This window comes from Methylomagnum ishizawai, assembly GCF_019670005.1.
GTDB lineage: Bacteria > Pseudomonadota > Gammaproteobacteria > Methylococcales > Methylococcaceae > Methylomagnum > Methylomagnum ishizawai.
In genome coordinates this window covers 2,982,538-3,007,663 of sequence record NZ_AP019783.1, presented here as the reverse complement: position 1 = coordinate 3,007,663, position 25,126 = coordinate 2,982,538, and the positions used below count along the sequence as shown (strand labels likewise).

Annotated in this window: 26 protein-coding genes; 16 read left to right on the top strand and 10 right to left on the bottom strand. The window is 56.2% G+C overall.

The window, feature by feature from the left end; all coding sequences use genetic code 11:
- Nucleotides 1-49: 49 nt before the first annotated feature.
- The 5 genes from K5658_RS13680 to K5658_RS13660 all read right to left on the bottom strand — a co-directional run bounded on the left by K5658_RS13680 (nt 50) and on the right by K5658_RS13660 (nt 2,472).
- Nucleotides 50-217, bottom strand: a complete 168-nt coding sequence (locus K5658_RS13680) for a hypothetical protein (protein ID WP_221063684.1) — start codon at nt 215-217, stop codon at nt 50-52.
- Complete coding sequence (locus K5658_RS13675; protein ID WP_221063683.1) at nt 214-918, bottom strand: hypothetical protein; 705 nt, start codon at nt 916-918, stop codon at nt 214-216. Before K5658_RS13675 ends, K5658_RS13680 begins: the two co-directional genes overlap by 4 nt.
- 83 nt (nt 919-1,001) lie before the next feature.
- A complete protein-coding gene (locus K5658_RS13670) occupies nt 1,002-1,619 on the bottom strand; it encodes a glycoside hydrolase family 19 protein (protein ID WP_221063682.1) in 618 nt (205 codons plus the stop codon).
- Nucleotides 1,620-1,628: 9 nt separating this feature from the next.
- A complete protein-coding gene (locus tag K5658_RS13665; RefSeq protein WP_221063681.1) occupies nt 1,629-1,844 on the bottom strand; it encodes a hypothetical protein in 216 nt (71 codons plus the stop codon).
- A gap of 277 nt (nt 1,845-2,121) precedes the next feature.
- Nucleotides 2,122-2,472: a hypothetical protein gene (locus tag K5658_RS13660; protein ID WP_221063680.1), complete on the bottom strand. Its 351-nt coding sequence runs from the start codon at nt 2,470-2,472 to the stop codon at nt 2,122-2,124.
- Nucleotides 2,473-2,947: 475 nt separating this feature from the next.
- Between K5658_RS13660 and K5658_RS13655 the strand changes: the two genes are divergently transcribed.
- The 10 genes from K5658_RS13655 (at nt 2,948) to K5658_RS13610 (ending at nt 12,804) form a co-directional block, all read left to right on the top strand.
- Entirely contained in the window at nt 2,948-3,181 is a 234-nt protein-coding gene (locus K5658_RS13655; RefSeq protein ID WP_221063679.1) for a hypothetical protein, read from the top strand.
- A 291-nt stretch (nt 3,182-3,472) separates the two neighbouring features.
- Nucleotides 3,473-3,763, top strand: a complete 291-nt coding sequence (locus K5658_RS13650) for a hypothetical protein (RefSeq protein ID WP_221063678.1) — start codon at nt 3,473-3,475, stop codon at nt 3,761-3,763.
- Between the two features lie 9 nt (nt 3,764-3,772).
- Nucleotides 3,773-5,206 carry a DEAD/DEAH box helicase gene (locus K5658_RS13645; RefSeq protein ID WP_221063677.1) on the top strand — a complete coding sequence of 478 codons (1,434 nt, stop codon included), beginning with the start codon at nt 3,773-3,775 and terminating at the stop codon, nt 5,204-5,206.
- Complete coding sequence (locus K5658_RS13640) at nt 5,203-7,905, top strand: DUF5906 domain-containing protein (RefSeq protein WP_221063676.1); 2,703 nt, start codon at nt 5,203-5,205, stop codon at nt 7,903-7,905. Before K5658_RS13645 ends, K5658_RS13640 begins: the two co-directional genes overlap by 4 nt.
- Nucleotides 7,906-8,338: 433 nt before the next feature.
- The gene (locus K5658_RS13635) at nt 8,339-8,854 is read left to right on the top strand and encodes a terminase small subunit (protein WP_221063675.1); all 516 of its coding nucleotides are present in this window, start codon (nt 8,339-8,341) and stop codon (nt 8,852-8,854) included.
- Complete coding sequence (locus K5658_RS13630) at nt 8,835-10,949, top strand: phage terminase large subunit family protein (protein WP_221063674.1); 2,115 nt, start codon at nt 8,835-8,837, stop codon at nt 10,947-10,949. Before K5658_RS13635 ends, K5658_RS13630 begins: the two co-directional genes overlap by 20 nt.
- A 1-nt stretch (nt 10,950) precedes the next feature.
- Nucleotides 10,951-11,241, top strand: a complete 291-nt coding sequence (locus K5658_RS13625; protein ID WP_221063673.1) for a Mor transcription activator family protein — start codon at nt 10,951-10,953, stop codon at nt 11,239-11,241.
- 2 nt (nt 11,242-11,243) lie between these two features.
- A complete protein-coding gene (locus tag K5658_RS13620; RefSeq protein WP_221063672.1) occupies nt 11,244-11,456 on the top strand; it encodes a hypothetical protein in 213 nt (70 codons plus the stop codon).
- Nucleotides 11,457-11,488: 32 nt separating this feature from the next.
- Complete coding sequence (locus tag K5658_RS13615) at nt 11,489-11,677, top strand: DUF6471 domain-containing protein (protein WP_221063671.1); 189 nt, start codon at nt 11,489-11,491, stop codon at nt 11,675-11,677.
- 92 nt (nt 11,678-11,769) lie between these two features.
- On the top strand, nt 11,770-12,804 hold the full coding sequence (locus K5658_RS13610) for a P63C domain-containing protein (protein WP_221063670.1): 1,035 nt from the start codon (nt 11,770-11,772) through the stop codon (nt 12,802-12,804).
- 211 nt (nt 12,805-13,015) lie between these two features.
- On the opposite strand, the gene K5658_RS13605 is transcribed toward K5658_RS13610, so the two are convergent.
- Both K5658_RS13605 and K5658_RS13600 read right to left on the bottom strand, forming a co-directional pair.
- A complete protein-coding gene (locus K5658_RS13605) occupies nt 13,016-14,473 on the bottom strand; it encodes a hypothetical protein (protein WP_221063669.1) in 1,458 nt (485 codons plus the stop codon).
- Nucleotides 14,474-14,712: 239 nt separating this feature from the next.
- Nucleotides 14,713-15,180, bottom strand: a complete 468-nt coding sequence (locus tag K5658_RS13600; protein WP_221063668.1) for a hypothetical protein — start codon at nt 15,178-15,180, stop codon at nt 14,713-14,715.
- 115 nt (nt 15,181-15,295) lie between these two features.
- On the opposite strand from K5658_RS13600, the gene K5658_RS13595 reads away from it, so the two are divergent.
- Complete coding sequence (locus K5658_RS13595) at nt 15,296-15,844, top strand: helix-turn-helix domain-containing protein (protein WP_221063667.1); 549 nt, start codon at nt 15,296-15,298, stop codon at nt 15,842-15,844.
- A 17-nt stretch (nt 15,845-15,861) separates the two neighbouring features.
- Entirely contained in the window at nt 15,862-16,410 is a 549-nt protein-coding gene (locus K5658_RS13590) for a transposase (RefSeq protein ID WP_246628648.1), read from the top strand.
- 251 nt (nt 16,411-16,661) lie between these two features.
- Here K5658_RS13590 and K5658_RS13585 read toward each other — a convergent pair whose 3' ends face one another.
- The 3 genes from K5658_RS13585 to K5658_RS13575 all read right to left on the bottom strand — a co-directional run bounded on the left by K5658_RS13585 (nt 16,662) and on the right by K5658_RS13575 (nt 19,438).
- Nucleotides 16,662-17,114, bottom strand: coding sequence for a carboxymuconolactone decarboxylase family protein (locus K5658_RS13585; protein WP_221063666.1), 453 nt, complete (start codon nt 17,112-17,114; stop codon nt 16,662-16,664).
- A gap of 271 nt (nt 17,115-17,385) precedes the next feature.
- Entirely contained in the window at nt 17,386-19,077 is a 1,692-nt protein-coding gene (locus K5658_RS13580) for a S8/S53 family peptidase (RefSeq protein ID WP_221063665.1), read from the bottom strand.
- Nucleotides 19,078-19,090: 13 nt separating this feature from the next.
- On the bottom strand, nt 19,091-19,438 hold the full coding sequence (locus tag K5658_RS13575) for a Pepco domain-containing protein (RefSeq protein ID WP_221063664.1): 348 nt from the start codon (nt 19,436-19,438) through the stop codon (nt 19,091-19,093).
- 641 nt (nt 19,439-20,079) lie between these two features.
- On the opposite strand from K5658_RS13575, the gene K5658_RS13570 reads away from it, so the two are divergent.
- The 4 genes from K5658_RS13570 (at nt 20,080) to K5658_RS13555 (ending at nt 25,109) form a co-directional block, all read left to right on the top strand.
- The gene (locus K5658_RS13570; RefSeq protein WP_343223250.1) at nt 20,080-20,922 is read left to right on the top strand and encodes a hypothetical protein; all 843 of its coding nucleotides are present in this window, start codon (nt 20,080-20,082) and stop codon (nt 20,920-20,922) included.
- Nucleotides 20,923-21,273: 351 nt separating this feature from the next.
- Nucleotides 21,274-21,513: a hypothetical protein gene (locus tag K5658_RS13565; protein WP_221063662.1), complete on the top strand. Its 240-nt coding sequence runs from the start codon at nt 21,274-21,276 to the stop codon at nt 21,511-21,513.
- The gene (locus K5658_RS13560) at nt 21,506-23,080 is read left to right on the top strand and encodes a phage portal protein (RefSeq protein ID WP_221063661.1); all 1,575 of its coding nucleotides are present in this window, start codon (nt 21,506-21,508) and stop codon (nt 23,078-23,080) included. Before K5658_RS13565 ends, K5658_RS13560 begins: the two co-directional genes overlap by 8 nt.
- Nucleotides 23,073-25,109, top strand: coding sequence for a ClpP-like prohead protease/major capsid protein fusion protein (locus tag K5658_RS13555; protein WP_221063660.1), 2,037 nt, complete (start codon nt 23,073-23,075; stop codon nt 25,107-25,109). The genes K5658_RS13560 and K5658_RS13555 overlap by 8 nt, the downstream gene beginning before the upstream one ends.
- Nucleotides 25,110-25,126: the final 17 nt, after the last annotated feature.

Genomic DNA, 25,126 nt, shown 5'->3' with positions numbered 1-25,126 from the left:
AGCCAGTTATTCCAGCGGCATAAATCCCGGAATAATTGCCTGTCCATGGTTAACCACCGATGGCGGCGTAGGCGATTAAAACCGCAATGCCCAGTATCAATAGGGTATCGGTTATCCGTTCCATCCATCGCCAAATCCTGTCGGTATCGCGCTTGTGCATGGCGATTTGGCGGGCGTTCATGTGTTGGATGAAGGTGTGGCGCTGGCGTAGGTTCATGGCGATGTCCTTTGTCCATTCGCGGCGCAAACCGCACGTTTTAACCCCGATAATTCTGAGAGGGGATTTAGGATTTCCCCGGCGACTTCGCGGGCAGTGTAAATCCGGGCGCTATAGGGAATATTCGCCAATACGTCCAGGGATATGCCGGGTTCCGGGGGGAGAGATAATGCCGATTCCATGGCCCACACCGCCGCTCTGATTTCATTGCCCAAGGCTGGGTCTACGCTTTCTTTTTCCAGCGTGGATATGAACGCATGGGCGGCTTCTTCAATCGCGGTGAGGCGGGCTAGTTCGGGTTCGGAGATATGGATTATCTCCGGTGCCGGGCGGGGCGGAACGGGATCGTAGGGATATAGCAGTTGGTCCCGCTCATAGGTTTTGTAGGCATAGGCGGCGATCTTGGCGAGACATTCGCGCTGGCGGGCGGGGCTGGGGTTATCCAGGCGGGCCAACCGCCAGTATTCGCCGATGTATTCGGCGATCATGGCCGCGCCTTCGTCCGGGGTACTGGGGCGCTTGGGGGGCAGTTGGTGGAGTTCGGCTCGGGCCTGTGCCCGGAAGTCGAGCAACGGCCAGAACGTGAGGTAGGCGGATTCGGCCAGGGCGGACAGCCGGGGCAGCGCACCAAGCCGGGGGCCGCAATGGTTGAGGGCGTTCCAAGCGCGGTTGAGCCATACCCAAACCTCGTGGGCGCTCACTGGGGCGGTATCCGTGGGGGCGTGGCCCGAATCAAGGAAATCTTCAAAACTTTGTGGGGTTGGCATAAGGGTTTCTCTAAGGGTTAATTCCAGATTTCCAAAGCGCGGGCCGTGGCGGCGCGGCGCTCTTTCAAACCCAATAGGGCCGGGCCGTTCACCCGCTCCGTGATTTCTTCAATATCGCCCTGGTCGGCATACTGGGAACAGTTATTGGCATCCCAATACTTGACCGCGATCAATGCCGCCGATTCGTATTCCCGCGCCAGTTCCGGGCGGGATACCAAATCCATGCCTATCTTGATACCGTAGGCGCGGTAGTTATTCTTGAAAGTCAGATGGATATACCCGGACCCGCGATATTTCCAGCCGTCGCCGCTGGCTTCGTCGCCATTGCCGCCCCGGTAGGCGTAGACGCAATTGGCGATGGCTTCCGGCCCGGCCTTGATAAGGCGGGCGGCGTGGTCGATGCTGCGCACGTTCTTGAACAGCGCGTCCAGGCGTTCGGGCGTGCGGTAGTTGAGGTTTTCGCTTAAAGCCGTGAGCCAGTCGGTTTCCTTGGCGATCTGCCCAAGGAAGGCGGCGAGGCGGCGGGGGGTGTCGATGCTGCTTTGCTGGCGGGCCGCTTCCAGGGCGGCGGCTTGGGCCGGGATGTTCGGGGCGCGGGACGACGCGAAGGCTAGCAACTTGGGTACGGTAATCATGCGTGTCTCTCACTCGGCGGCATCAAGGACGCGATCAATGAGCTTGCTTTTGAAGTGCGTTCCTTGCGCCCCGCAATCGCGGGCCCGGAAGCTTGAGCAAGGCAGCAAGGCGGCATGGACGGTGGTTCGCTCGGCCTGGGGATGGGCGCAAAACCATTCCAGGCTGTGCCTCCCCATGGCGGGGATGCTGTGTAGGCAGTCGATGCAGGCGTTTTGGGTGGGCATGTTGGCACCTTGAAAAAGCGGGGCGGCGGACCGCCCCGGACAGTTGAGGGGTACTCCCGCGCAGATTGGCGCGGCGGCAAAAGATTACCTATAGGTAAATATAGAAGTCAAGCGATAATTTACCCACGGGTAAATTCAAGGTGATTGCTCACATTTTTTGCAGAAAAAACAAGATGGTACGCTGTGAAAAATTCACGTTTCCAACGTGATTTTTTTACAGGAAGCAAAAAGAAGCCCGCTCAAAAGCGGGCTTGGGGGATGAGGGACGGGGGATGATCTAGGCGGCGCGGGGCGGGGCCGAATCAATAAGCGTGTTGATTGCGGCTCGGATGTGTTCTGGAATCATGCGTTCTTTAACTGATTTTTCAACCCCGTGCAACCACTGTAGCTCGTCCATGCTTGGCTCAACGGTGCTTTTGGCCCTATCCATCCAATAATCAGGCAGTTGGAACTCTCGTTCTATCGACCTCGCCAGCTCTTCACCTATGCCCTTATTGCCAGTGAGGCACCGGCTAATGTAGTCGGGGGCGCGTTCGATCCGATGGGCAAAACTGGCTTGGTGTCCTCCATACATCTCATTGATGAGTTGCCGCAAGCGCTCCCTGCGAATGATTTTAAGGTCTGTCATGGTTTTTGCTCCTGCTATGAGTGATGCCGCAACTATGGCCCACGTTTACTCTAGGGTAAATTACCTTTAGGTATTGACCAAACATTTACCTACAGGTAAAGTCTTCCGCCATGGAAACACTACGTCTCTATCTCAACTCCCTCCCCAAGGAACAGCAGGAAAGCTACGCATTGCGGGCCGGGACAACGCTTGGCTACCTCCGCCGCGCTATGGCTCCCAGTGGGGTGCAGCGGCTTGGGGCCGATCTGTGTATTGCCCTTGAGCAAGAGTCCGGGGGGAAGGTGCGGGTCGAGGAATTACGGCCCGATTTAATGGAACGATGGATTTATTTTCGCGGCACTAAGGCCGCGTGAATCTGGCGTTTTTATGAATAACGGTTGCAAGTGCCAGCGAAAGTCTCCGGTGAGCGCCGGGGTTCATACCCCCGGAAGCCGGGTTCAACTCCCGGAATTCTTTTTTCAACCCAGGTGATTGTATGAGCGTTCTAAAGGGCTTCGTGGCTTGGAATACCGATTCGGAAATCAAATATATCGATACCATCGGCAGTAGCATCAAAAATACATCCCATACTCCGGAACAGGCATTAACCGGGTATATCGAAAGCATCCCGCATCGCGCCGATTGGAAAGGTATGAATCGGGAGCAAGTGGAGCAAGCCGCCCGCGCCAAGCTCTTGGCCTTGCGGGCTATCGGCCATGGGCAGGGTTAAGGACCGGGCGCGGTCGGATCAAGACAGCGGCGGGGCGGAACCGCAGGCGCGGCGCTGGCCCCAGGTGGTACGAATCGGGTCCGAATCCGATTACGACCTACCCCCGGAAGGCCGGGCATTCTTGGATGAAACGGACGGGCGGCGGCGGTGCGGCGATTGCGCCCGCTTGGTCAATGAGCAATGTATGGCGTCGGATTATATGGGCTGGCCTTATTATTCGCGGGAACGGCCCAACCCGGACATTCTGCGGCATTGTCCATTTAAATGTTTTGTGGAAAGGGAGGAATAGGTATGGCTGAGAAACCCGAAGCCCTGCGGTTAGTCGAGTGGATTGATTCCGATTTCGACCCGGATGAAATGCTCGAATCTGGGTATGACCGGATTGCCGCCGAATTGCGGCGATTACATGGAGAAAATGAGCGGCTGGAAAAGGAACGTGATCGACTCCGCGTTTTGCTGGCCGAAGCGGAAATCTATGTCCGCGCCTACAAGTGCCAAGTTCAAGCGCCGGGCTGGATTGCAGGGGCGAGCCGGTTAGCGGGGGAAATCGCCGTGACAGTATCTAAACCCGCCGATACCTGAGTCCCGCCCATGGAACTCTTCGATTATCAACAGCAGGCGGTGGGGAATATCCGCGCCACCTTGAAAAGCGGGGCGCGGGCACCGCTCTTGGTGTTGCCCACGGGCGGCGGGAAAACCGTGGTGTTTACCTTCATCGCCAAGGGCGCGGCGGCGAAGGGGGGGGCGTTGTTGCTGGCCCACCGCAAGGAATTGGTGAGCCAAATATCCGCGGCCCTTGAACGCTGGGATGTGCCGCATGGGGTGGTGGCCCCGGATTCGGCCCCGACCGACCACCCGGTACAGGTGGCGATGGTGCAAACGCTGGCCCGCCGCTGCAAGCTGGACAAGGCGGGCCGCTACCGCCGCCCCCTGGTGATTATCGACGAGGCCCACCATGCCACCCGCGACAGCACCTGGGGCAAGGTGTTGGAACACAACGAGGGCGCGATATTGCTGGGGGTATCCGCGACCCCGTGTCGTCTGGACGGTAAGGGACTGGGCAAGGACGCCGATGGATTTTTCGATTCGATCATCGTGGGGCCGTCCGTGTCCGAATTGATCCGGCGCGGGCGGCTGTGCCCGCCCGTGGTCTACAGCCCGGAACGCTTGCCCGACTTGGAAGGCGTCAAGCGCCGGGGCGGGGATTATGTCGCGGCGGATTTGGCGGCGCGGGTCGGTGCCCTGGGCATCACGGGGGATGCCGTGGCCCACTATACCGCCCGCTGTCCAAGGGCACCGGCCATCGCCTTTTGCGTGGACGCCAAGCACGCGGACCATGTGGCGGCGCAGTTTTCGGCGGCGGGCTATCAGGCGGCGGTGTTGATGGGTACCACGCCGGACGGCCTCCGCAAGCGGATGATAGCCGACCTGGGCACCGGGGCATTGCATGTGCTGGTGTCGGTCAATGTGGTATCGGAAGGCACCGACATTCCCTCCGTGGTGGCGGCGATCATGCTACGCCCCACGATGAGTTTTTCCCTGGCGATGCAGCAGGCGGGCCGCGCCTTGCGGGTTTGCCCCGGCAAGGACCGGGCCATCATCTTGGACCATGCCGGGAACATGATTAAGCACGGGCTACCCACCGAGCCGGTGACATGGACACTGGACGGCATGGAGAAGCCCGCACGGGCCGGGAGCGACCTGAAACCCTGCTTTGGCTGCAAAGCCCTGGTGGCGGTGCGCTTGGCCGAATGCCCCCATTGTGGCCGGGAACTCCGCAAGGTCGATAACCCCGCGGTGGAAGCCTTGCAGGTGGAAGACCTGTATGGGGCGGCGGAAGGCGAGTTATTGGAACTCACACCCGAACGGCGCAAGGCGCTGACGCGCTGGCGGGAGCAAGCCGAAAAGGCATGTAAAACCTTCGAGGAATTGGAGCAAGTCGGGAAGGCGTGCGGCTATAAGGAAGCGTGGGCGCGGCTGCGCTGGCGGGAATTGCATCCGCAACAGCAAGCGGGGCGGGCATGATGCCGGGGCCGCAGAAACAGGAAATCCCACCGACCCGGCATAACGTGTGGTCGGCCCTGCGTTATGTCTCCCCCAGCTGCGACCATCGCTCATGGTTCCGCATCCTGGCCGCGATCAAGGACGCCCTGGGGGAGGATGGCCGGGACATCGCCGACGAATGGAGCCAGGAGGGCGACAGCTACGATAAGGCCGCGTTCCGGGACGCCTGGAAATCGGCCAAGCCGGGCGGGAAAGTCACCATCGCCACCCTTTGGCGGATGGCCTTGGACGGCGGATGGAAGCCGGACAGCGAAGCGCGGCCCGAAACCGAAGCGGAGCGCCAGGAGCGCGAACAGAGGCGCAAGGCGCGGGCCGAACAGGCGGCGAAACAGCAGGCGGAAGCCGCGCAAACGGCGGCGACCAAGGCGGCGGCGCTGTGGAAAGCGGCCCGCCCGGCGCGGCCCGAGCATCCCTATCTCGGGCGCAAACGCGCCAAGCCCGTGGAAGCCCTCCGTGAAATCCCCGTGGAACAGGCCGCTTCGATCCTGGGCTATCCGCCCAAGAGCGACGGGGAAGCGCTGGCCGGGCTGGTGTTGGTGGTGCCGGTCAAGGTCGATGGCAAGCTGTCCACGGTGGAATTGATCGACGGCCAGGGCCGGAAAACCGCCATCGCGGGCGGGCCGAAAGCGGGCGGCTTTTGGGCCGCGCAAACCCTGCCCGAGGGCGACGGCGGCGGCTTGACCCTGGCTATCGGGGAAGGCGTGGCGACGGTCCTTTCATGCCGGGAAGCGGTGCAATGGTCGGTTTTCGCGGCGCTTTCGGCCAGCAACCTACCCAATATCGCCCGAATCCTGCGGGCGCGGTGCCCCGCCGCCCGCATTGTGATTGTGGGGGACATCGGCGGCGGGCTGGAATATGCCCGGCAGGCGGCGGAAGCGGTGGGCGCGGCGCTGGCCGTGCCCGCGTTCACCGATGAGCAAACCATGGACTGGGTACGCGGGCACAGTAAGCCGCCCACGGACTTCAACGATCTGCACCAAGTCGCCGGGCTGGACGCCGTGGCCCGCCAGTTGCGGCGGGCGGTGGACGGCGAACCCAGGCCGGTCCCGCCGATCCCCGCCGCCATTCCCGCGCCGCCTCCCGAGTCCCGGCCCAAGGTTATCGATTTTTCCCAGAAAAGAGAGGCCCGCCTAGCCTTTGAGGCGCGGATAGTTACAACCGATGATATTGATATTCTGGTACATCAAATTGGCAAAGATATAGCGGAATCGAGTTTGCCAGAGGCGATAAAAGTATCCCTATTCAAACAGGCGGGGAAAAGGGCTGGAGTCGGTTGGGAGGTTTTACGTAAGAGTGCCGAGTCGGGGGATTCCGGTGGCGGGGATAACCACGATGATACTATCCCGCCTTATATCTCAGAGCTTAATAAATATCATGCCATAGTACATATGCAGGGAAAGACCCGCATTATGTCAGTGGTCGATAATCCAGAATCGAAACGGCAAGAGGTGACTTTCTCGGCCCGGAACGATTTCCTGTTGAGGTATGAGAACCGGATAATTCGGGTGGATGGGGATGACGTATCTTGGGCAGAAGCATGGCTTAAACATCCGACCCGCCGCGAGTATAGCCATGTGGTGTTTACGCCTGGGCTATTGGATTCCGAAATGCCACCCGGCACTTTCAACCTGTGGCGCGGGTGGGGATTGGAGCCGCGCCCCGGCTATTTGCATCAAAGCTATTTGGATATGGTCCGCGATGTGATTTGCGCGGGCGATGAAGAAGCCTACGGCTATATCCTGGGCTGGATGGCGCATCTAGTCCAATATCCCGCCGATTTGCCGGGCGCGGCTTTGTTGCTGCGCTCCGGCCAGCGCACGGGCAAGGGGACGTTCGCGGAAGCGCTGGGGCAAATCGTGGGCTTGGCCCATTATATCGAGTTGACCAATACCGCCCACTTGACCGGGCAGTTTTCGGGGCACTTGGCGAATGCCTTGCTGGTCTTCGCGAACGAAGCGACCTGGGGTGGAGATAAGGCCCACGAAGGCGCGTTAAAGGCGATGATTACCGACCCCAACGCATTGATGGAAGCCAAGCGCGAGAACGCGGCGATGGTGCGGAACTATAAGCGGGTGGTCATCGCCACCAATAATAGTTTTCCAGTGCCGAGGGATATGGACGATGCGCGGTTTGTCGTGTTGGATGTGTCGGAAGCGCACAAGGAAGACCATGAATATTTCGGCAGGATCAAGGGCGACTTGCAAGGCGGTGGACTGGAATCCCTGTTTTATTATTTGCTTTATGATGTGGATATAACCGGCTTCCATCCGCGCAAAATCCCGATGAAGCTGCGGGAAGCGGGGTGGGATTTGAAGATCAAGAGCGCCGATAGTATGGTGCAGTGGTATTACGCTTGTTTATGCCGGGGCTGGATGTTCCCGGAAAGCGAAAAAGAACCGCCTTATTGGGCGAATACGGCCAGGACTTATAATGTCCGAAGCCAATATGAATACTATTGCAAGTTTAGGAACATCCCCCACCATAAGCAAATCGACGAAGGCACTTTCGGCAAGGCGTTAAAGAAATGGGGGGTGGGAAAGAAGAAGGCAAGCTCTGAGGGAAGGCCGTGGGAATATATATTCCCACGGTTGAACTTGGCACGGGCGGCGTTCGGTTCGCTTTGGGGCATCCCGCCCGGCGAATGGGACGATGATGGGTGATTGTCCAGGCATGGCCGGGTCGGCGGGGAAATTTACGGCTGTAAGCCATTGAATGTCCAAGATTTCCAAGTCGTCCAAGGTAATTCCACGCGCACACGCGGGCGGGCTGTGCATAGGGGTACGAGGTAAGGGCAACGGCCTATAGCTCTGCAAGAAAATATCTTGGACAGGTTGGAAATCTTGGACATTCAATAGCTTACAACTGATTTTCGAGGATAGACGATGGACAAGGTAGGACAGGATCGGGGAAAGCGGGTTCGAGGGATTGGCCGGGTAGTCGGCAACGCACCGGGCCGGGCCGGTGGGCCGGGCATGGGGGCGGCAGGGACGCAAGGGGCCGGGGGCGGCGGTAGGTACCTCTGGCATTCAGGAGCCTTGCGAGGCGGACCCGCGGGCTTTTCTCTAGTTTTCACTCGTCCCATGGGGGGTTAAGTTGCTGATAGAACTGGAAAAACCCATCAAACAGCGCGATTTCGCGGCCCTGATCGACGTATCCGAGGCCCGCGTCTCCCGCCTGTGCAAGGACGGCATCATCGACCCCGACGCCAGCGCGGGCGACATGCTCCGCGCCTACTGCGCCCACATGCGCGAAATGGCGGCGGGCCGCAATGCCAGCCTTGCGGAAGAGCGGGCCGGGCTGGCCCGCGAACAGCGCCTGGGCCAGAAAATCCGCAACATGCAAGCCCTGGGCGAGTGGGCACCGATAGACAATCTCGCCCTGGCGCTCTCGCGGGTTACGGGGCAGATGGCGACCGAATTCGAGGCCGTCCCCATGCTGCTGAAACGGGCGTGGCCGGAAATCAGCGCCGACCAGCTCAACCTCGTGCGCGACCAGCTGGCGAAGGCCCGCAACCTGCTCACGAGCGTGGGCCGGGACGCCATCGCCAACGAAGCCGCCCGCTTGGTCGATTACATCGATGAGTTCGACGATGGCAAACAAACGGTATGACCCCCGCGCCCGCGCCGCCGCCCGCTTGCTGGCGGCGGTGGACGCGGGCTTGGAACCCCTCCGGGTCGATCCCCCCATGCGGATGAGCGAGTGGAGCCGCGCCCATTTCTACCTCAGCCGGGAATCCTCCCATGGGGAAGGCGGCTGGGAACCTTGGCCCTACCAAATCGCGGTCATGGACTGCATCGGCGACGACGATATCCGGGAAGTAGACGTGAAGAAGTCCACCCGCTGGGGCTACACCAAAATCATGCTGTGCGGGTTGCTGTATTTCGCCGAACACAAAAAGCGGAACCAGGCCGTTTGGCAACCCACGGACGCGGACAAGATCGAATTCGTCAAGACGGAACTGGACCCGGCCTTGCGCGACGTGAAGCGCATCCAAAAAATCTTCCCCAACTCACTGAGGAAGTCGGCGAACAACACCCAGGACATGAAGCGCCTGCTCACGGGCGTGATCTACAACAAGGGCGGCACTTCCGCGAAGGAATACCGCCGGATCACCATCGGGGCGGGTTGGTTCGACGAATTGGCCGCGTTCCCGTCCGATGTGGAAGGGGAGGGCAGGGCGTTCAACCTGGGGCTGAAGCGGATCGAGGGCAGCCCCTACGGCAAGATGGTGGCGGGCAGCACGCCCCGGATCAAAACCAGCGGCCCCGGTTCCTGCCAAATCGACGAACGGGTGAACATGGCCCAAGAGGTGTTCGTCTATCACATCCCCTGCCCCGAGTGTGGCCGGGAACACGCCCTCGAATTCGGCGCGACCGTGGCCGAGAAGCACGCCCGCGGTTTCCACTGGGACGACGACGACCCCGCCACCGTGCGCTATGCCTGCCCGCAGGGCGGTTGCCTCTACACCCAGGCCCAATACCTCGCCATCGCCGACCACCCGGACTACCTCAAGCGCGGGCGCTGGCTCAATCCGGCCACCGGCACCTGGATCGACATCAATCCTGGCGGGGAACTGCTGTTCCGGGACGCGGCGGGCGCTGTGGTGCCCAAAGCGGCCCACATCGCCTTCCACGGTTGGTCCGCCTACAGCCCACAGAAATCGTGGGCGTCCATCGCGGCGGAATTCATCGCGGCCCGCCTCAAGGCGGCGGCGGGCGACAGCACGCTGTTGAAGACCTTTTGGAACACCACGGCGGGCGAGTGCTGGGAGGAAGAGGTCGAGCAAGGCGACGCGGCGGCGCTCATCGCCCGCGCCGAGCCGTACCCGCTCCGCACCGTGCCCCGTGATGCCCTGGTGCTGGTGGGCTTCACCGACGTGCAGGGGGACCGCTTTGAACTGGTGGTCTGGGGCATCGGCCCTGGGGAGGAAATGTGGGTGGTCGATTACCGGGTCATCGACAACATCAACCCGTTTATCGATGGCGATTGGAACGCCCTGGAAACGGCCCTGGGGCGGCGCTACAAGCACGCCCGTGGGGGAACCCTGGGGATAGAGATTTGCGGCGTGGACACGGGCTACGCGACCCACCAAGCCTATCGGTTTTGCCGGGGCCGGGAGCGGCGGCGGATCTACGCCACCAAGGGCGAAACCAAGGAAGGCCAGCCCATCAAGTCGCGCATGACGCGCCCGGACGTGAAACAGCATACCGGCAAGCCCATCCCCAACGGCTGCAAACTCTATTGGATCGGCACCGACGCGGCGAAGGACACCATTTACGGGCGGTTGCAAGTCGCCGACCCCGGCCCCGGCTACGTGCATTTTTCCAAGGATTTGCCGCCGCAGTTCTACGAGCAATTGACATCGGAACAGCGGGTTAAAACCAAATCGGGGGGCGATAAGTGGGAGAAACCCAATTCACATACCCGTAACGAGGTGTTGGATTGCACCGTGGGCGCGTTGTGGGGTTTTGAAATGCTGGTCGAAGGCTACCGCAGCATCGACCGCTTTTGGCAGGAATACGAGCGCCGCCTTGCCCAGCCGGACTTGATGGAATGGGCCGACGAACCGCCCACCGAACCCGCCGCGCCGGGTCCGGCCCCGTCCGTGCCGGTTTCCATCCCCGCCCCGGTCCCGGCCAAACCGGCCCGGCCCGTGGCCCCGCGTATCGATCATGGTTTCGGTTCCGCCGATTGGAGTTTGTAGCATGAGTACCCAACAAGACGCGGCGTTGTCCTTGCGCTGGAAAATCTCCCAGTATATCCGGCAGACCGCGCCGTTCCTGAGCGAGAAATTCGCGGAAGACCTGGCCTGTGGGATTTTGGATTTCCTATACCGGGACCACGGGGCGGGCCGGGTCTATATCCCGGCCCCGTCCTTGGAATCGAGGGACGAGGCGATACGGCGGGAATTCAATGGAAGCAATCTCAAGGAATTGATGGAAAAGTATCATCTTTCCAAGAGCCGGGTTTATGAAATCGTGAATGGGGGGAAATAGCTATGTTGCCCCGAACCCTACACCAACGCCTAGCGGAAACCCTGGCCGCTACCGATGCGGCCCGGCATGGCCCCGAGGAAATCGAGCGGGCCATGGTGAAACATTGGCCGGATGAAGAGGTATTGCGGCGTAAGGTCCGCAAACTGGGGCGGCGGGCGCGGCGCTTGATCGACAGCCTTGAGCCGCAAACAAGCCTTTTTGATGAGCAAATCTAAGCCGCGTAGCCCCGTAGGGTGGGCATGTACCCATGCCCACCGCCCTGCAAACATCATGGTGGACTGGGAATGCCACCGCCCACCCTACCAAATTCAACGACATGAGCGTGGAAGAGACTTACAACAGCATCAACACCAAGATCAATTGCGGATCGTTCACCTTCAGCTTCTTCTTGCAATGCATCCAGGCGATTGGAACGCAGGATGTAAGATTTAATTAAATCCGTTTAATGCAAGCATATAAAAAATTCTTGCTTGCATTTTTGCGAATCAGGGGCCATGATGCAAGTATAGACAAACTGGAGTGCTTGCAATGAGTGAAGAGCGTAAAGGCAGGGCAAGGGGCGGGGTGGCTCGGGCACAAGTTTTAAGCCCCGAGAAAAGAAAGGAAATTGCAAAAAAAGCCGCTGAATCTCGATGGGGAGGCGAAGGCATGGGTGGTAACGCAGAGGCGGTAAAAGCAACCCATGGATCACCAGATCATCCACTTAGAATCGGCAATGTTGAAATCCCGTGTTACGTACTTGAAGACGGGAGGCGGGTATTAAACCAGCGCGGCATGTTTCCGGCTCTTGGCATCTCTAAGGGCAGCACAAAAAGTGGCGGTGATCGATTGGCGGCTTTTGTGGCCCAAAAGACGCTTGAACCCTTTATAAACAGCAATTTAATCGAGGTGACATCCAACCCAATCAGGTTCAGAACCCCACGTGGTGCCTTGGCGTTTGGCTATGAAGCTACGGTGCTAGCGGATATATGCGATGCCGTCTTGGAGGCGAGGAAAAGTGGAGCATTATCAAAGCAGCAAGAACATATTGGCGCTCAAGCTGAAATGCTTGTACGCGCATTTGCGCGTGTTGGAATCATCGCTCTAGTTGATGAGGCGACGGGCTATCAGGAAGTAAGAGATAGACAAGCGCTGCAAGCTATATTGGATGCATATCTGAGGAAAGAGTTTGCTGCTTGGGCTAAGAGATTCCCGGATGAATTTTATGAGCAAATTTTTAAATTAAGGCAATGGGAATGGAGGGGAAGAAAAGTTAACCCTCCTCAAGTCGTAGCGCATTACACGAAAGATATCGTTTATGCGAGATTAGCTCCTGGTATTTTAGAAGAATTGCAAAAGCGAACACCAACAGAATCCGGCAAAAGAAAGCCTAGATTCCACCAATGGCTTACCGAGGATGTTGGGCATCCAGCGTTAGCACAACATCTACATGCAGTTATTACCCTAATGCGGGTTTCTAGTTCTTGGGATCAATTCAAAATGATGTTGGATATAGCGCATCCGCGACGAGGCGATACCCTTCAACTTCCATTTATGTCTGATGACTGCCCCGCCGAACCTTAACTGACATTTTTTTTATTCGCCTTACCCATCAAGCGCAAGCTTTCCGGCTTGCGCCTTATTATTGCCCAAGCTTTGTGCAACTGCTACATAATTTCGGAAATCTTACAGTGTTCGTCATAGCCCCGTAGCTCCGTGCTTCGTTAATCACACCTGCGGCCCTAAGAAAAGTCTCACCGGCACAGCGTTTTTAAGCTAATTGTGATGCTTGGGTTCATGCGTTTGAACCTGATGGCTTATTACTTTTTCTGGCATCAATTAGAATTAATTCTTTGCCTGGATTTAAGTTTAATTCTTTTAATGTTCTTAAAAGTTTATTTAGCTCCGTATCATCAAAGTACAATATAACTTTAATTGATTTCCTGGTGTTATTTGCTTGTTCATATACTTTAACTTGATTTTCAAGATTTGCTTTTAGTTTACTGTTGCTGGCAAGTTTAAACTCAACAAGAGTCTTATCCTTATCGCCCCTGGATATTTTATAATCTACAGGGCCACGTCCATTATTTACTTCACTATTAACATCTGATGGACTTGCAAACCAAGTTAATCTAAAAATTAACTGCAAGTCAGATTCTCTCTTTACTGGCTCTCCTTTAACATAGAAAAACCTATAGCCATCATTCTTCTCAATAACTTGCTTTAAATATACAACTCTCTGATAGGCTTCCTCGAAAGTGTCCCAGTTTTTTTCAAAAAATTCGCTGGATCGCCCTAACTCTCTAATTAGTTTTTCAACGCCTTCTATAAATAAATTTTCTGTTGCCTTAACCTTTGACGCACTCAGTTTCTCAGCTTCGTTACCATGATCCTCTTTATATCGTATGTAATGATCAATAAGCTCGGGATATTGCAAGTAAACCCTAGCTGCGGCCCGATCAATATCTTTCTTCTTTGCATTGTCTGGCAATAGTCTTAAAAAATATTCGTTCACTTGCGCTCTGAGTTCTGCATTCGGAAGGGAGTGTGCTATTTCATCAAAGTCGCCAATAAGGTCGTGCTTGTTTATCCATGTGTCATCTTTGGTAAGAATATCTTTTGGTGTTAAAAGAACATAATCACCGTCTATGTATGGCAAATAATATATTCCATGCTCCCAACTTCTTGTCTTATAATTAAATAAAACATGTCTAACCGAGACTTTTTTTGCGCCGCTTTTTCCGATATGTTGCTTTGCAAAATCTTGAGTATATTCACATAAGAAGCCCTTGATAAGGTTCATAGTGAAGTCGCTAATATTGTCTCTACCAACCCCTTCCTTTACTAGGCATAACTTTTCTAAGTGACTCCCTTTCGTTACTTCTTCTTTTCCAAAATTATTAAATATTGAGTTAAGATTGGCGTTAAGTGCATTTGCAAATTTATGACCTAATCCACTACCACCATTTCCAACTTTGCTATACCCGAGCCAATTTTGTTTAATTTCTGGAAAAAGATACCAGCTTTTTATCAGACCAAGCCTCACACCGTCTGATGAGGATATCTCTCGTAGAAAGCGAAGATAATTTATAATGTCATCATGTAGCTTTCGATATTGCTCTTTTTCACTATTAAACAAAAGAAACGGGTCAACAAATAATGGCAGATCGTTAATCAGTGAGATATTTAGCGCTCCATACTCCTCCAGCAACAGTGGATCAATGCCAAAGTAATCTGAAAAATATACATTCATATATTGTCCTTATTTTCAAGCTTAACCAGGAATTGAACGGACCCGCCTAATACTTTACTTCGATTAGCGAAGCGTAATCGGAGGCATTGAAACCGTGCGATTACGCTGCGCTAATCGCGCCTACGGCCCTAATTAAACCCTGCCAACGACAAGCCTAACGCAGAGCTAAGCCGACCGCTGGAGCGTAGCGGAAGCGGGTCGGCTTGAGCGCCGGGTTAGAGTTCGTGCGTATAAAACTATTACATTGATGGGGCTTGAATGTCATCTTTAACATATACAGGTTCAAAATAATCAAGGGAGTCGGGGCGCAAAATCGTGTCCAAAGTGTTATTAAATCCGTTTGGCCCATATCCAAATCTTCCGTGGACTTTTATGGCTTCTGAGAATACTGCCTGTACTTCTTTTCTTTTGGATTCAAACTGTTTGGGAAACCTATGGAAAGAGATTTCGTTACCAAACGTGTGTGTTGCACGAATTTCAAAATATCGATTCAGGTAATACAAGAAATAATGGTTTTGGCAAGATTCTTCACGGGATTCGCTAGGTACGAGAAAGAGGAATGAATTATTTTCAAAATCTATTACCCACGATTTCGGGAACGACAAGATATGCAAGCGCTTAAATCGCTTTTTTAGATTGTCTTCCTCTGCAGCTTCGACAATTTTGAAAACATCAGCGATATGAACATCTCGGCGTGTAAATGGCATTGGTAACTCTAACTTGGTGTTATCCGGCGAAAATGCCGCCTAACCACACCTACTCCCTTCCCGTCTAAAGAACGACTAAGCTTATAGGCAATCGAACTGGACTGGGAAAGGCACGATGAACCGCTGTATCCGCATCCAACGGCTGGCCCCGCAGGACCGTGAACGGTGGCAGGCGCTGTTCTACCGCCACCAGCAGCAAAGCCGACGGCGTAGGCTGCTGGCCTTGAAGGCCCTGTGGGACGGCGAGAGCATGGCCGGGGTCTGCCGCAGCCAGGGAGTCCAGCGCAAGACGCTGGAGGAGTGGCTGGACAGCTACCTGGATGGTGGCTTCGACGCCCTGCTGGCCCCGCAAAGGCGGCCCCGCCCGCAAGCCCTGAACCCGCAGCGGCGCAAGGTCCTGCGCTATATCCTGCTCCACAAGACGCCGGCGGACTATGGCATCGACAGTTACCAATGGACGGCGGCCCACGTCCAGGGTTTGCTCGTTAAGAAGTGGGGCCTGCCGCTGAGCGCCAACCGGCTTTACGAAATCTTCGACGAACTGGGCCTCTCCCACCAGCGCGCCCACCGCGACTACGGCCCCGCCCAGCCCGCCGAGCGGGCCGGCTTCGTGGAGGCGCTCGAAAAAAAACCGCCGAGGCCGACCCCGGCACCGCCCTCGTAGCCCTCGACGAGTTCGCGCTGCTGTCCACGACCTGCACCCACTACGCCTGGGCGGAGAAGAACACCGCCCCGGGGCCGCCGAGCAACGAGAAGCGGCGGGAGAAACTGAACGGCTTCCTGGCCCTGGACCTGAACAGCGGCAAGACCACCGTGGACTTCCAGCCCCAGGCCAAAACCCGGAACGCCGTCCACGTCATCGCCCTGATCGTCCTGCGCTACGCCAGCCTGGGCTTCCGCCAGATCCTGTGCATCCTCGACAACTGCTCCATCCACAACGACTCCATGAAGGCCGCTCTGGCCGAGTTGCTGGCGGAAATCCCCCTGGCCCAGGGCATCGCCGTGGACTTCCTCCACACCCCGGCCTACTCCCCCAAGTTCAACCCGGCCGAATACCTCATCCGCCTCGTCAGGAAGAACTCCCTCTACCACCTGCCCCATGCCATGACGGTCCAGCAGCGGGCCGAGCGCGTCCATCGGCACTTGGCCCAGGCCCCTCCCCAAACACCCCAGCAGGTCAAGAACATTCTCAGCCATATCTACCGCCTGCCAAAAAGTGGGTGGTCTTAGGGCGGGAAGGGAGTAGCGCTCGCAAACGCGGCGTGTTGATCCGGGACCGGATGTTCCAACCAGATGGGCATGTACCCATGCCCACCGCCCCCGTGCATCGCGGTGGGCCGGGAATACCGGCCCACCCTACCGGGCTTTTCTATTGATCCCTAATACAGCCCGGTAGCTCCGATTAGCGTAGCGTAATCGGAGGCATGGAATCCGTGCGATTACGCTGCGCTAATCGCACCTACGGCCCTGTTAGCCATTAGTCAAGCCTCAACAGGATAACGACTAGAGATGGCAATTCGGTTCCAAGCATTGATGACTATAGAAAGCCATTCAATAGCCGAAATTTCTTCCTTGGAAAGTGTGGCCGCTGCTTGCTCATAGACGGACTCTGGTACTTGCCCGTCAGCGATCAGCGTAACTGCCTCTACCAATGACAGCGCAGCCCGTTCCTTCTCCGTAAAGTACCTAGTTTCCCGCCATGCGGGCAGAACACTGATACGGTCACTGGATTCGCCGCTGCTCAACGCATCACGGGTATGTAGCCGGATACAAAAAGCGCAATGGTTAAGCTGTGATGCGCGAAGCCGTAAGAGGTGTGAGAATCCGTCGTCTATCCCAGCAGACAAAGTAGCTTGTGAGGTCAGCTTATCAAGGTTGATAACTGCTTGATATAGCTCCGGCGCGGCCTTTCCAAGGTTAACTCTTTCTGACATCGAAATTTCCTTTTGTATAGACGGCTAACGAAAAAGCTAAGGGGCGCGGCGCTCCGCGATAGATTCGGAGAAATGTTGCTTGCCCCACGTCCCACTTGAATGACCCGTTAGGCCCGCTACGCAGAGCGGGGCTTGTAAGTTCAACCAACCCCTGGCCGGAAGGAATCCCGCAATTTCAGCCCGGTAGCTCCGATTAGCGCACAGCGTAATCGGAGGGTATAAAACCGTGCGATTACGCTTCGCTAATCGTACCTACGGCCCTATCAATAAATTAAGGATTTATTAGGCCATATCCATATTTTTGATCTGGCACCATATAACAATTAAAAAACCTTTTATTGGCAGAATTCTGCGCAGACTTTAGAACATGTCCAACCTTTTTGCTATGATATTGATTGTCTGAATATTGCGGATAAACGAGATGTGGAACATGTTTGTGATTTACAGGCCCTTTAAAAGGAACATAAATATTATAGTTGTTTTTAACAGCCTCTAAATAATAAGATGACATTTTTCTTGCTAAAATTGCTGTGGCAATGGCTGATGATACCGAAGTTCCACAAGCTGTGGAAAAGCCAAAACTATTAGATAAGGATATAACCGTATTATCCTCATCTCCTCCAAATGCACAGAACCCTACGCTTTCATTAGCATCCATATCCGCATAATTCGAAAAGCTAGATAGCGACATGATGTTGCGATTAACCTTGTCGAAATTGACGCTTGAAATACATATAACATCGTCCAAAGATGCCGGTAAATCTAAGCCACAAGCCCCTCCATTTTTACCATTTCCTGCTGGACATATAATTAGTTTTCCTTGGTTTGTTAGCTGATTAACTATATTGGATAGTGAAACAACCTTGCGATGGTCTTCCACTTTAGAAAAGCATATCGAACATAGTATTAAGTCCAGTTCTATTTGCTCACAATATTCCAATGCTTCAATAACTGCGACTAAATCATTAGATTGATCTATTTCTCCTGATCGTGGTTTGTTATAACATTTGAGCACAACAAGCTCAGCTAAAGGGGCGATCCCTCTTACGTCAATTTCTAAATCTAATAAGCTCTGAAAATATCGGTCGCAAGCATTGGCATCCGAGTCTTCTAACCCACCAATAAACGATAGCTTCCTGAAATCAGAAATTATATACTCCGCTGGCGGTCTTGCAGTTAATAACCCTGCCATCATTGATCCATGTCCAACCGTGTCTGTTAAGTTCAACGAATCATCAAGTATATTTTTGCTTTCAGGGCTGATGACTCTCATTGCACCATAGATGGCGGTATGTATTGGTAACTCGGGCCTTGATGTCCGTTTCTGCCCACTAAGCCATTTTAATATTTCATCTTCCCAAAGATTCCATCTGTCTTCCTTCTCTTGCTTAATAAGGACGCTTACTGCATCACAGAGTTTCTTATGTTGATTGAAGTGCTGTTCAATTGCAGCGACTTGTGCTAAAAAATCGGCGGTACTATTTACACGTACCGTCTCGTGCCAACCTAATGAGTTACCTAAAGCTTCTGAGAATGAGATGGAAGGTAGGTAGGGGTGCGGATCAATCCCAGTATCAATTAAAGCAATTTTTATACCAATTCCTGCGTGTGGATCATAATCCAGGTTATGAAGCGAGAAGACATCTGTGGCACCAGTAAGAAATTGGCGCTGATCCAAACGAATATGGGCATCAAATGAATTTATCTTTGTAAGATAATCATAATCACAGTATTCCACTGAGTCGAGCTTAGTGACGTCGTCAGCAAACTTATGTAATTTTTCTGGCACCACCTCTACGACTACGGCATTCATAGTTCTAAAGTTCTTAATAACTTTAAGAAAACCCTCCATGCCATCAAACTGCGTTGACGCTTTTTGTATTGGTGAATTATAACCATGAAGGTCATGAATATTAAAATGACTATTAAAACCTACGATAAGTCGAGAGTTATGCCAGGTCATGGGCTCCTCCGCGTTAATTTTTCACTTTAAATTTAATCTCAAATGTAACGGCTCCTTTAATGTCCATGCCAGTTCCAAGGAAGCCGACCTTACCAGTTGAAGAAATTGCAAATTTCATTGAAAGCTCATCAGGAGTGATATCGTGATTTTCTGAGATTTTGCTTTTTATCTGGCTTGCCAATACGCTGGCAGCATCTAAGCATTGATGTAAGGTAACTTTGTCTACATCAATTTTTTCTATCACCTTATTTATGGCACTTCGGACTGTATCGAAAGAGGCGGGTCCTCCTACTACTTTAGGGCCTTTCTGATTATCAATGGTTATGTCTATAAGTACAGGCAAACTAATCTTTTGATCCATTTTTGTCTCCATGAGTTAATTTTAAATTGCTAAGTAGGTTCGTAGAGCGGACATATTCCGCCGAATGTGACACACCGGCCACGCGGCGAAATACGGCGGGGTACCGCCTATTTCGTTCTACGCGGGCCGGGATTTCACATCGTACCATCCCTGTTGCGTTATGATTGTGCGCCAATGTTTCGCAAAATCAATGGAACTAGTTCTCTTGACTTTGCTCCCTATTTATGAAACAGTTCCCGCGCTCCCCGGACGCATCCGGGGCCGGGACGGCAAAACCCGCGAAATACACAGGCGCATAGCCCCAAATTCATGCGTACATGGGTCTTTTTATGCCCGTGGCACGCTTATCGAGTGATGGCGGCGGTGCGTGGGCACGCGCAAGCGTGGCCGGTTCCTGTGTGCCGGTTTTTGCCTCCCACGCATCGTCCGTCGCCTTCCTCTCGGCAAAAGAGACGCGACGGATTCAACTTCACACACAGGAGTCCGTCATCATGGCTAACACGCCTATCCCTATCCTCAATCCGTCCGTAACTTCCATGTCCAGCCGCGAAATAGCGGAACTGGTTAAATCCCGCCATGACAGCGTGAAGCGTGCTATTGAGCGCCTAGCCGACAAGGGCGTTATCGTCCGTCCACCATTGGTGGATACACCAATTGTCGGTGCGAAGAGACACCCATTTACCGAAGGGGTCTACCACGTTGGCAAGCGCGACAGCTATGTCATCGTCGCCCAACTCTCCCCCGAATTCACCGGGGCGCTGGTGGACCGCTGGCAAGCGCTGGAAGAACAAGCGGCGGCGGCAGCCCTCCCGCCGCCGCCCGCGCCCCAGGTTCCTCCCATGCCCGGCACGCTCCACCCCGAAGACATCGCGGAAGAACTCGCCAAGTTCCTGGCCGACAAGGACCAAGTGACGAACGCCGACCTGCTGGAAGCCCTCTGGCCCGGCGAACCCTGGCAACAGGACCGGGCCTCCATCCTGGGCAAGATCATGAAGAAGCACTTCCGCAACTGGTTCCGCCGCCGCGTCGGCTACCCGCAAGCCCGCGCCTGGTGCTACGTGCGTTCCCGCAAGGGCGAACGGCCCGCCTTGCCCGCGCCCCAGCCCACGGACATGCGCGCGCTGCCCGCCCCCGACGACCGCCTTTTCACCGACCTCGATTTCCGCATCGCGGCGGGCGAAGCCCTCAACCAATACATGCAGGCGTGCTGGGACGCGGGCCGGGCCGGGACACCGGCCCCGCCGCCCAGCGGGGAAGCGCTGCTCATGATCGCCAATGGCCTGTACGGTCGCGCCTTGAACAGACGCCAATTCCTGGTGACGTTCCGCCAACCCTTCGAGCTGCGGCCCCTGCCCCTGACCGCCGCCGTGGTCGATCCGGCCAGCCGGGGCGATATCGAAGCCCTGGTGGGCAAGCGCGTCCCCATCGGCCTGATTCCCGAGATCGTGGCCCAATGCATGGCGCGGCTGATGCCCCAAGGCTAATTGCCCGCCACTCGAAAGCCCGTCCCCGGCCCCCCGGCGACGGGCTTTTTATTTTCACACGTGAAAGTGGCGCAATTCGCCCCGCTTGGTTTTTAAAAGTGAGGATTTCTCACAATTAGAAATGTCGGCAAGCGTTTCTTTTTTTTCAAAAAAAATAGTTCCACGTGGAACCAAGCCGCCCGTCCCGCCCAAAAAGTCCGGCGACCGGACTGCCCAAGCCGCCCGCCCGAACCCCGCCCAAACCCCCGCAGCCCGCGCCAGCCGTGGCTTCCAGCGATTTTAGAGCCGCTAAAAAATAGTCCGGTTTCTTGGCTAGAAACTGGACAAGCCGGTACCGCATCCTATCGCCCCATGAGTACCGCAACCGACCGCCTACAAGCCTACCTAGCCGCCGAAAGGGCCATCCTCTCGGGCGGACAATCCGTGCAAGTGCCCGGCCTACACGGCGGCACCACGCAAGTGACCCGTGCCGACCTCGCCGAAATCCGCGCCGAAATCGTCCAGCTAGAGCGCCAAGTCGCCTCCGAAGCCCGCGCCGCCCGTGGCTGTGGTGGGCCGCGCTACAGCCAAGCGAGTTTCCGCGATGACTGACCAACCCGCCCCGGACCAGCGCCCCGGCCTGTTGGATCATGTCGGCGCGTGGATCGACAGCGCCGCACTCGCCCTCTCGCCCAAGTGGGCCGCGAGCCGCGAACATTACCGGCGCGTCCATGCCGCCTACGAAGCCGCCAAGCCCAGCACACTCCGCAAGGGTCGGCGCGAAGCCGCCAGCGGCGACGGCGCGACCCTGCGGGCGGGCCGGTCCCTCCGTGAACAGGCCCGCCACCTCGAACAAAACCACGACCTGGCCCGTGGTGCTCTGGCCGTCCTGGTCGCCAACATCGCGGGCGGGCACGGCATCGGCATCGAGCCGCAACCCTGCAACAAAGACGGCACCATCAACCTGGAAGTCGCGGACCAACTCCGCAAACTCCACCGCGATTGGGAGCGAAAGAAGCCGGAAGTGACGGGTACCTTCCGGTGGGCCGGTGCCCAGCGCCTAGCGGCCCGTTCCTGGGTCCGCGATGGCGAATTCCTCTATCAAGATTTGATCGGGAATATCCAGGGATTAAACCACCGTTCCAAAGTCCCATACTCGATAGAGTTAATAGAATCCGACCTATTGCCCTTTGAACTCAATGCCTCCGGCGACCCCTGGATCACCATGGGCGTGGAACGCAACGCCTGGGGCGAACGGGTAGCCTACCACCTCTATAAGCAACATCCGGGGGATTGGCTGGCCGTCAACCTATGGAGTATCGCGCCCGGCTCCACCGGGATTCGGCGGGTATCGGCGGATCGTATGCACTTGGTGGGGCTATTCGACCGCATCCGCCAATGTCGTGGGGTATCCATATTCGCCAGCGTCCTGACCCGCCTGGACGACCTCAAAGACTACGAAGAATCCGAACGTATCGCGGCTAAAGTCGCCGCGAGTATGGCGGCGTATATCAAGAAAGGCCGTCCCGAAGAATACGCCAGCCACAAAGGCGAAGATTCCCCGCATCGGGCGCTCAAATTCCGCCCCGGCATGATCTTCGACGATCTTTTGCCCGGCGAAGAAATCGGCACTATCGATACCTCCCGCCCAAACACCAATCTTGCGGAGCATAGGAATGGTCAATTACGTGCTGTCGCTTCCGGCGTTAATACCTCTTTTTCTAGCCTATCCAAGGCTTACCTTGGGAGTTATTCCAGCCAACGGCAAGAATTGGTCGAAACCTGGAATAACTATCTGGTACTGCAAGAGGAATTCACCGCCCAATTCGTGGCCCCGGTCTACGAAACCTTCGTGGCGGCGGCTCTGGCGGCGGGCTTGCTTCGACTCCCATCGACCATCGACCTCGACACCTTGGACGATGCCCTCTACATCGGTCCCCAAATGCCGTGGATCGATCCGGGCAAGGAATCCCAGGCGTGGGAACGATTGGAGCGCAACGGCCATGCCAGCGGCCCCGAGATTATCCGCCGCCGTGGCGAAAGCCCGGATGACGTGCTGCGCCAGGAACACACGTGGCGGCAACGCTGGAAACAGATGGCAATGGTCAATGCCGCCGACCCGGCCAATAATGCCGCCCCGATTCCCCACGACAATACCCCGGTAAATAACAATGACTAAACCCCTGGAAGTATTGGCGAGCGGCGAATGGTGGAAAGTCAAAGCCGCCGCCGACCCCAATACCATAGAAATCATGATCTATGGCGACATCGGCGAAGATTGGTGGAACCCGGAAAATAGTATCACCGCCAAGGATTTGGTGGCCCAAACCGAGCAATTCAAAGACCGGCGTATTAAATGCCGGATCAACAGCGTGGGCGGGTCGGTGGTCGATGGCTTGGCGATCTACAACGCCTTCAAACGCCATCCGGGCGGCTGCGATACGGCGGTTGAAGGCGTCGCCATGTCGGTGGCGTCCCTCATCGCCATGGCCGGGGAAACCGTTTCGGTGGCGCAAAACGCCATCATGATGATCCATGCCCCATGGGCTTATGTGTCGGGGAATGCCACCGAATTGCGGAACCAAGCCGACAATTTGGATATATGGGCGGAAGCCATGGCGACCTGTTACCAAGCCAAATCCGGCCAGCCCAAAGAAACCATTATGGGGATACTGACCGATGGTACGGACCATTACTACACCGCCGACAAATGCAAAACCATGGGGTTTTGCGACGAAATCACCGATCCCCTCCCGGTAGCCGCCGCCCTGGCGAGCGGATTCAATGCCCGATTCCAGCGGCCCAAAGGCCGCGCCCACCCAACCCAAGGTAATCCTATGGCCCAAGAAAATCCCCAAACCAATCCCCCGCCCGGCCCGGCCCTCGATCCCAAGGCCATCGAAGCGCAAGCCCTGGCCAAGGACAAAGCCCGCCGCCAGGGCATCCGCGACGTGTTCGCCCGTTTCACCGGACACGAAGGCGTCCCGGCGCTCATGGATGCCTGCATGGACGATCACACGGTGGACGTGCCCACCGCGTCCGCCAAGCTCTTGGACGCGCTGGGCAAGGGCGCGGCCCCGGCCAATCCCCCCGGCTACACCCCCCGCATCGAAACCGGCGAAACCGACGACCAAAAATTCGCGAAGGCGGTAGGACAAGCCGTGATGGCCCGCTGTGGCGCGGACAAACCCGACCCGCAAAACGAACTCCGCGGTTATCGCCTGATCGAACTGGCCCGCGCCTCCCTCGAACGGAAGGGCACCAAGACCGGCCACATGGACCCGATGACCCTGGCCCGCGCCGCCCTGCGCGGGGTCCGGGGGCAGGGCGTGAGTACCTCCGATCTGTCGGTACTCCTCGAAAATACCATGCACAAAATGGTATTGACCGGGTTCGGCCAGGAAATCACTACCTGGGAAATATTCTGCAAGAAAGGCACGGTATCCGATTTCCGCCAATGGAAACGCCTGATTCCCGGCCTCATCGGCAACCTCGACGATGTGCTTGAAAGCGGCGAATACCGTTACAAATCCATCCCGGATGCCACCGCCGAAAGCGTCCAAGCCAAGCGCAAGGGGAATATCATCCAATTAACCCCGGAAACCATCATCAACGATGATACCGGTTATATCAGCGACATCACCAACCTCTTGGGCCGCGCCGCCAAGCGCACGGTGGAAAACAAGGTCTATACCCTGTTGGAATCCAATCCCACCCTGAGTGACGGCAAGGCGGTATTCCACGCCGACCATGGCAACCTAGCCGCATCCGGTTCCGCGCCGTCCATGGCCTCATTCGAGGCCGGGCGCGTGGCGATGGCAACCCAAACCCTCAGCAATGGCCCCGACGCCAAAATCACCATCCGCCCGGCGTTTTGGGTGGGTTCCGCCGCCAATTCCGGCACCGCCCGCGCCGTCAACCGGGCCGAGAAAGACCCCGATGTAGCGGCGGGCAACAAACCCAATATCGCCATGGGCACATTCCGGGACATCGTGGATACCGGCCTGCTCACGGCTGGCCCCTGGTATATGTTCGCCGACCCGCTGGTAGCCCCGGCCATCGAGGTGGTTTTCCTGGATGGCATGACCGAACCCACGGTGGTGATGGAAGAGGATTTCGATACCGGCGGCGTGAAATACCGGGTCGAATACCACCACGGTGTGGCCTTTATCAGCGCCCAGGGCGCTTATAAAAACCCCGGCCCCTAATCCATAAAACCATTATC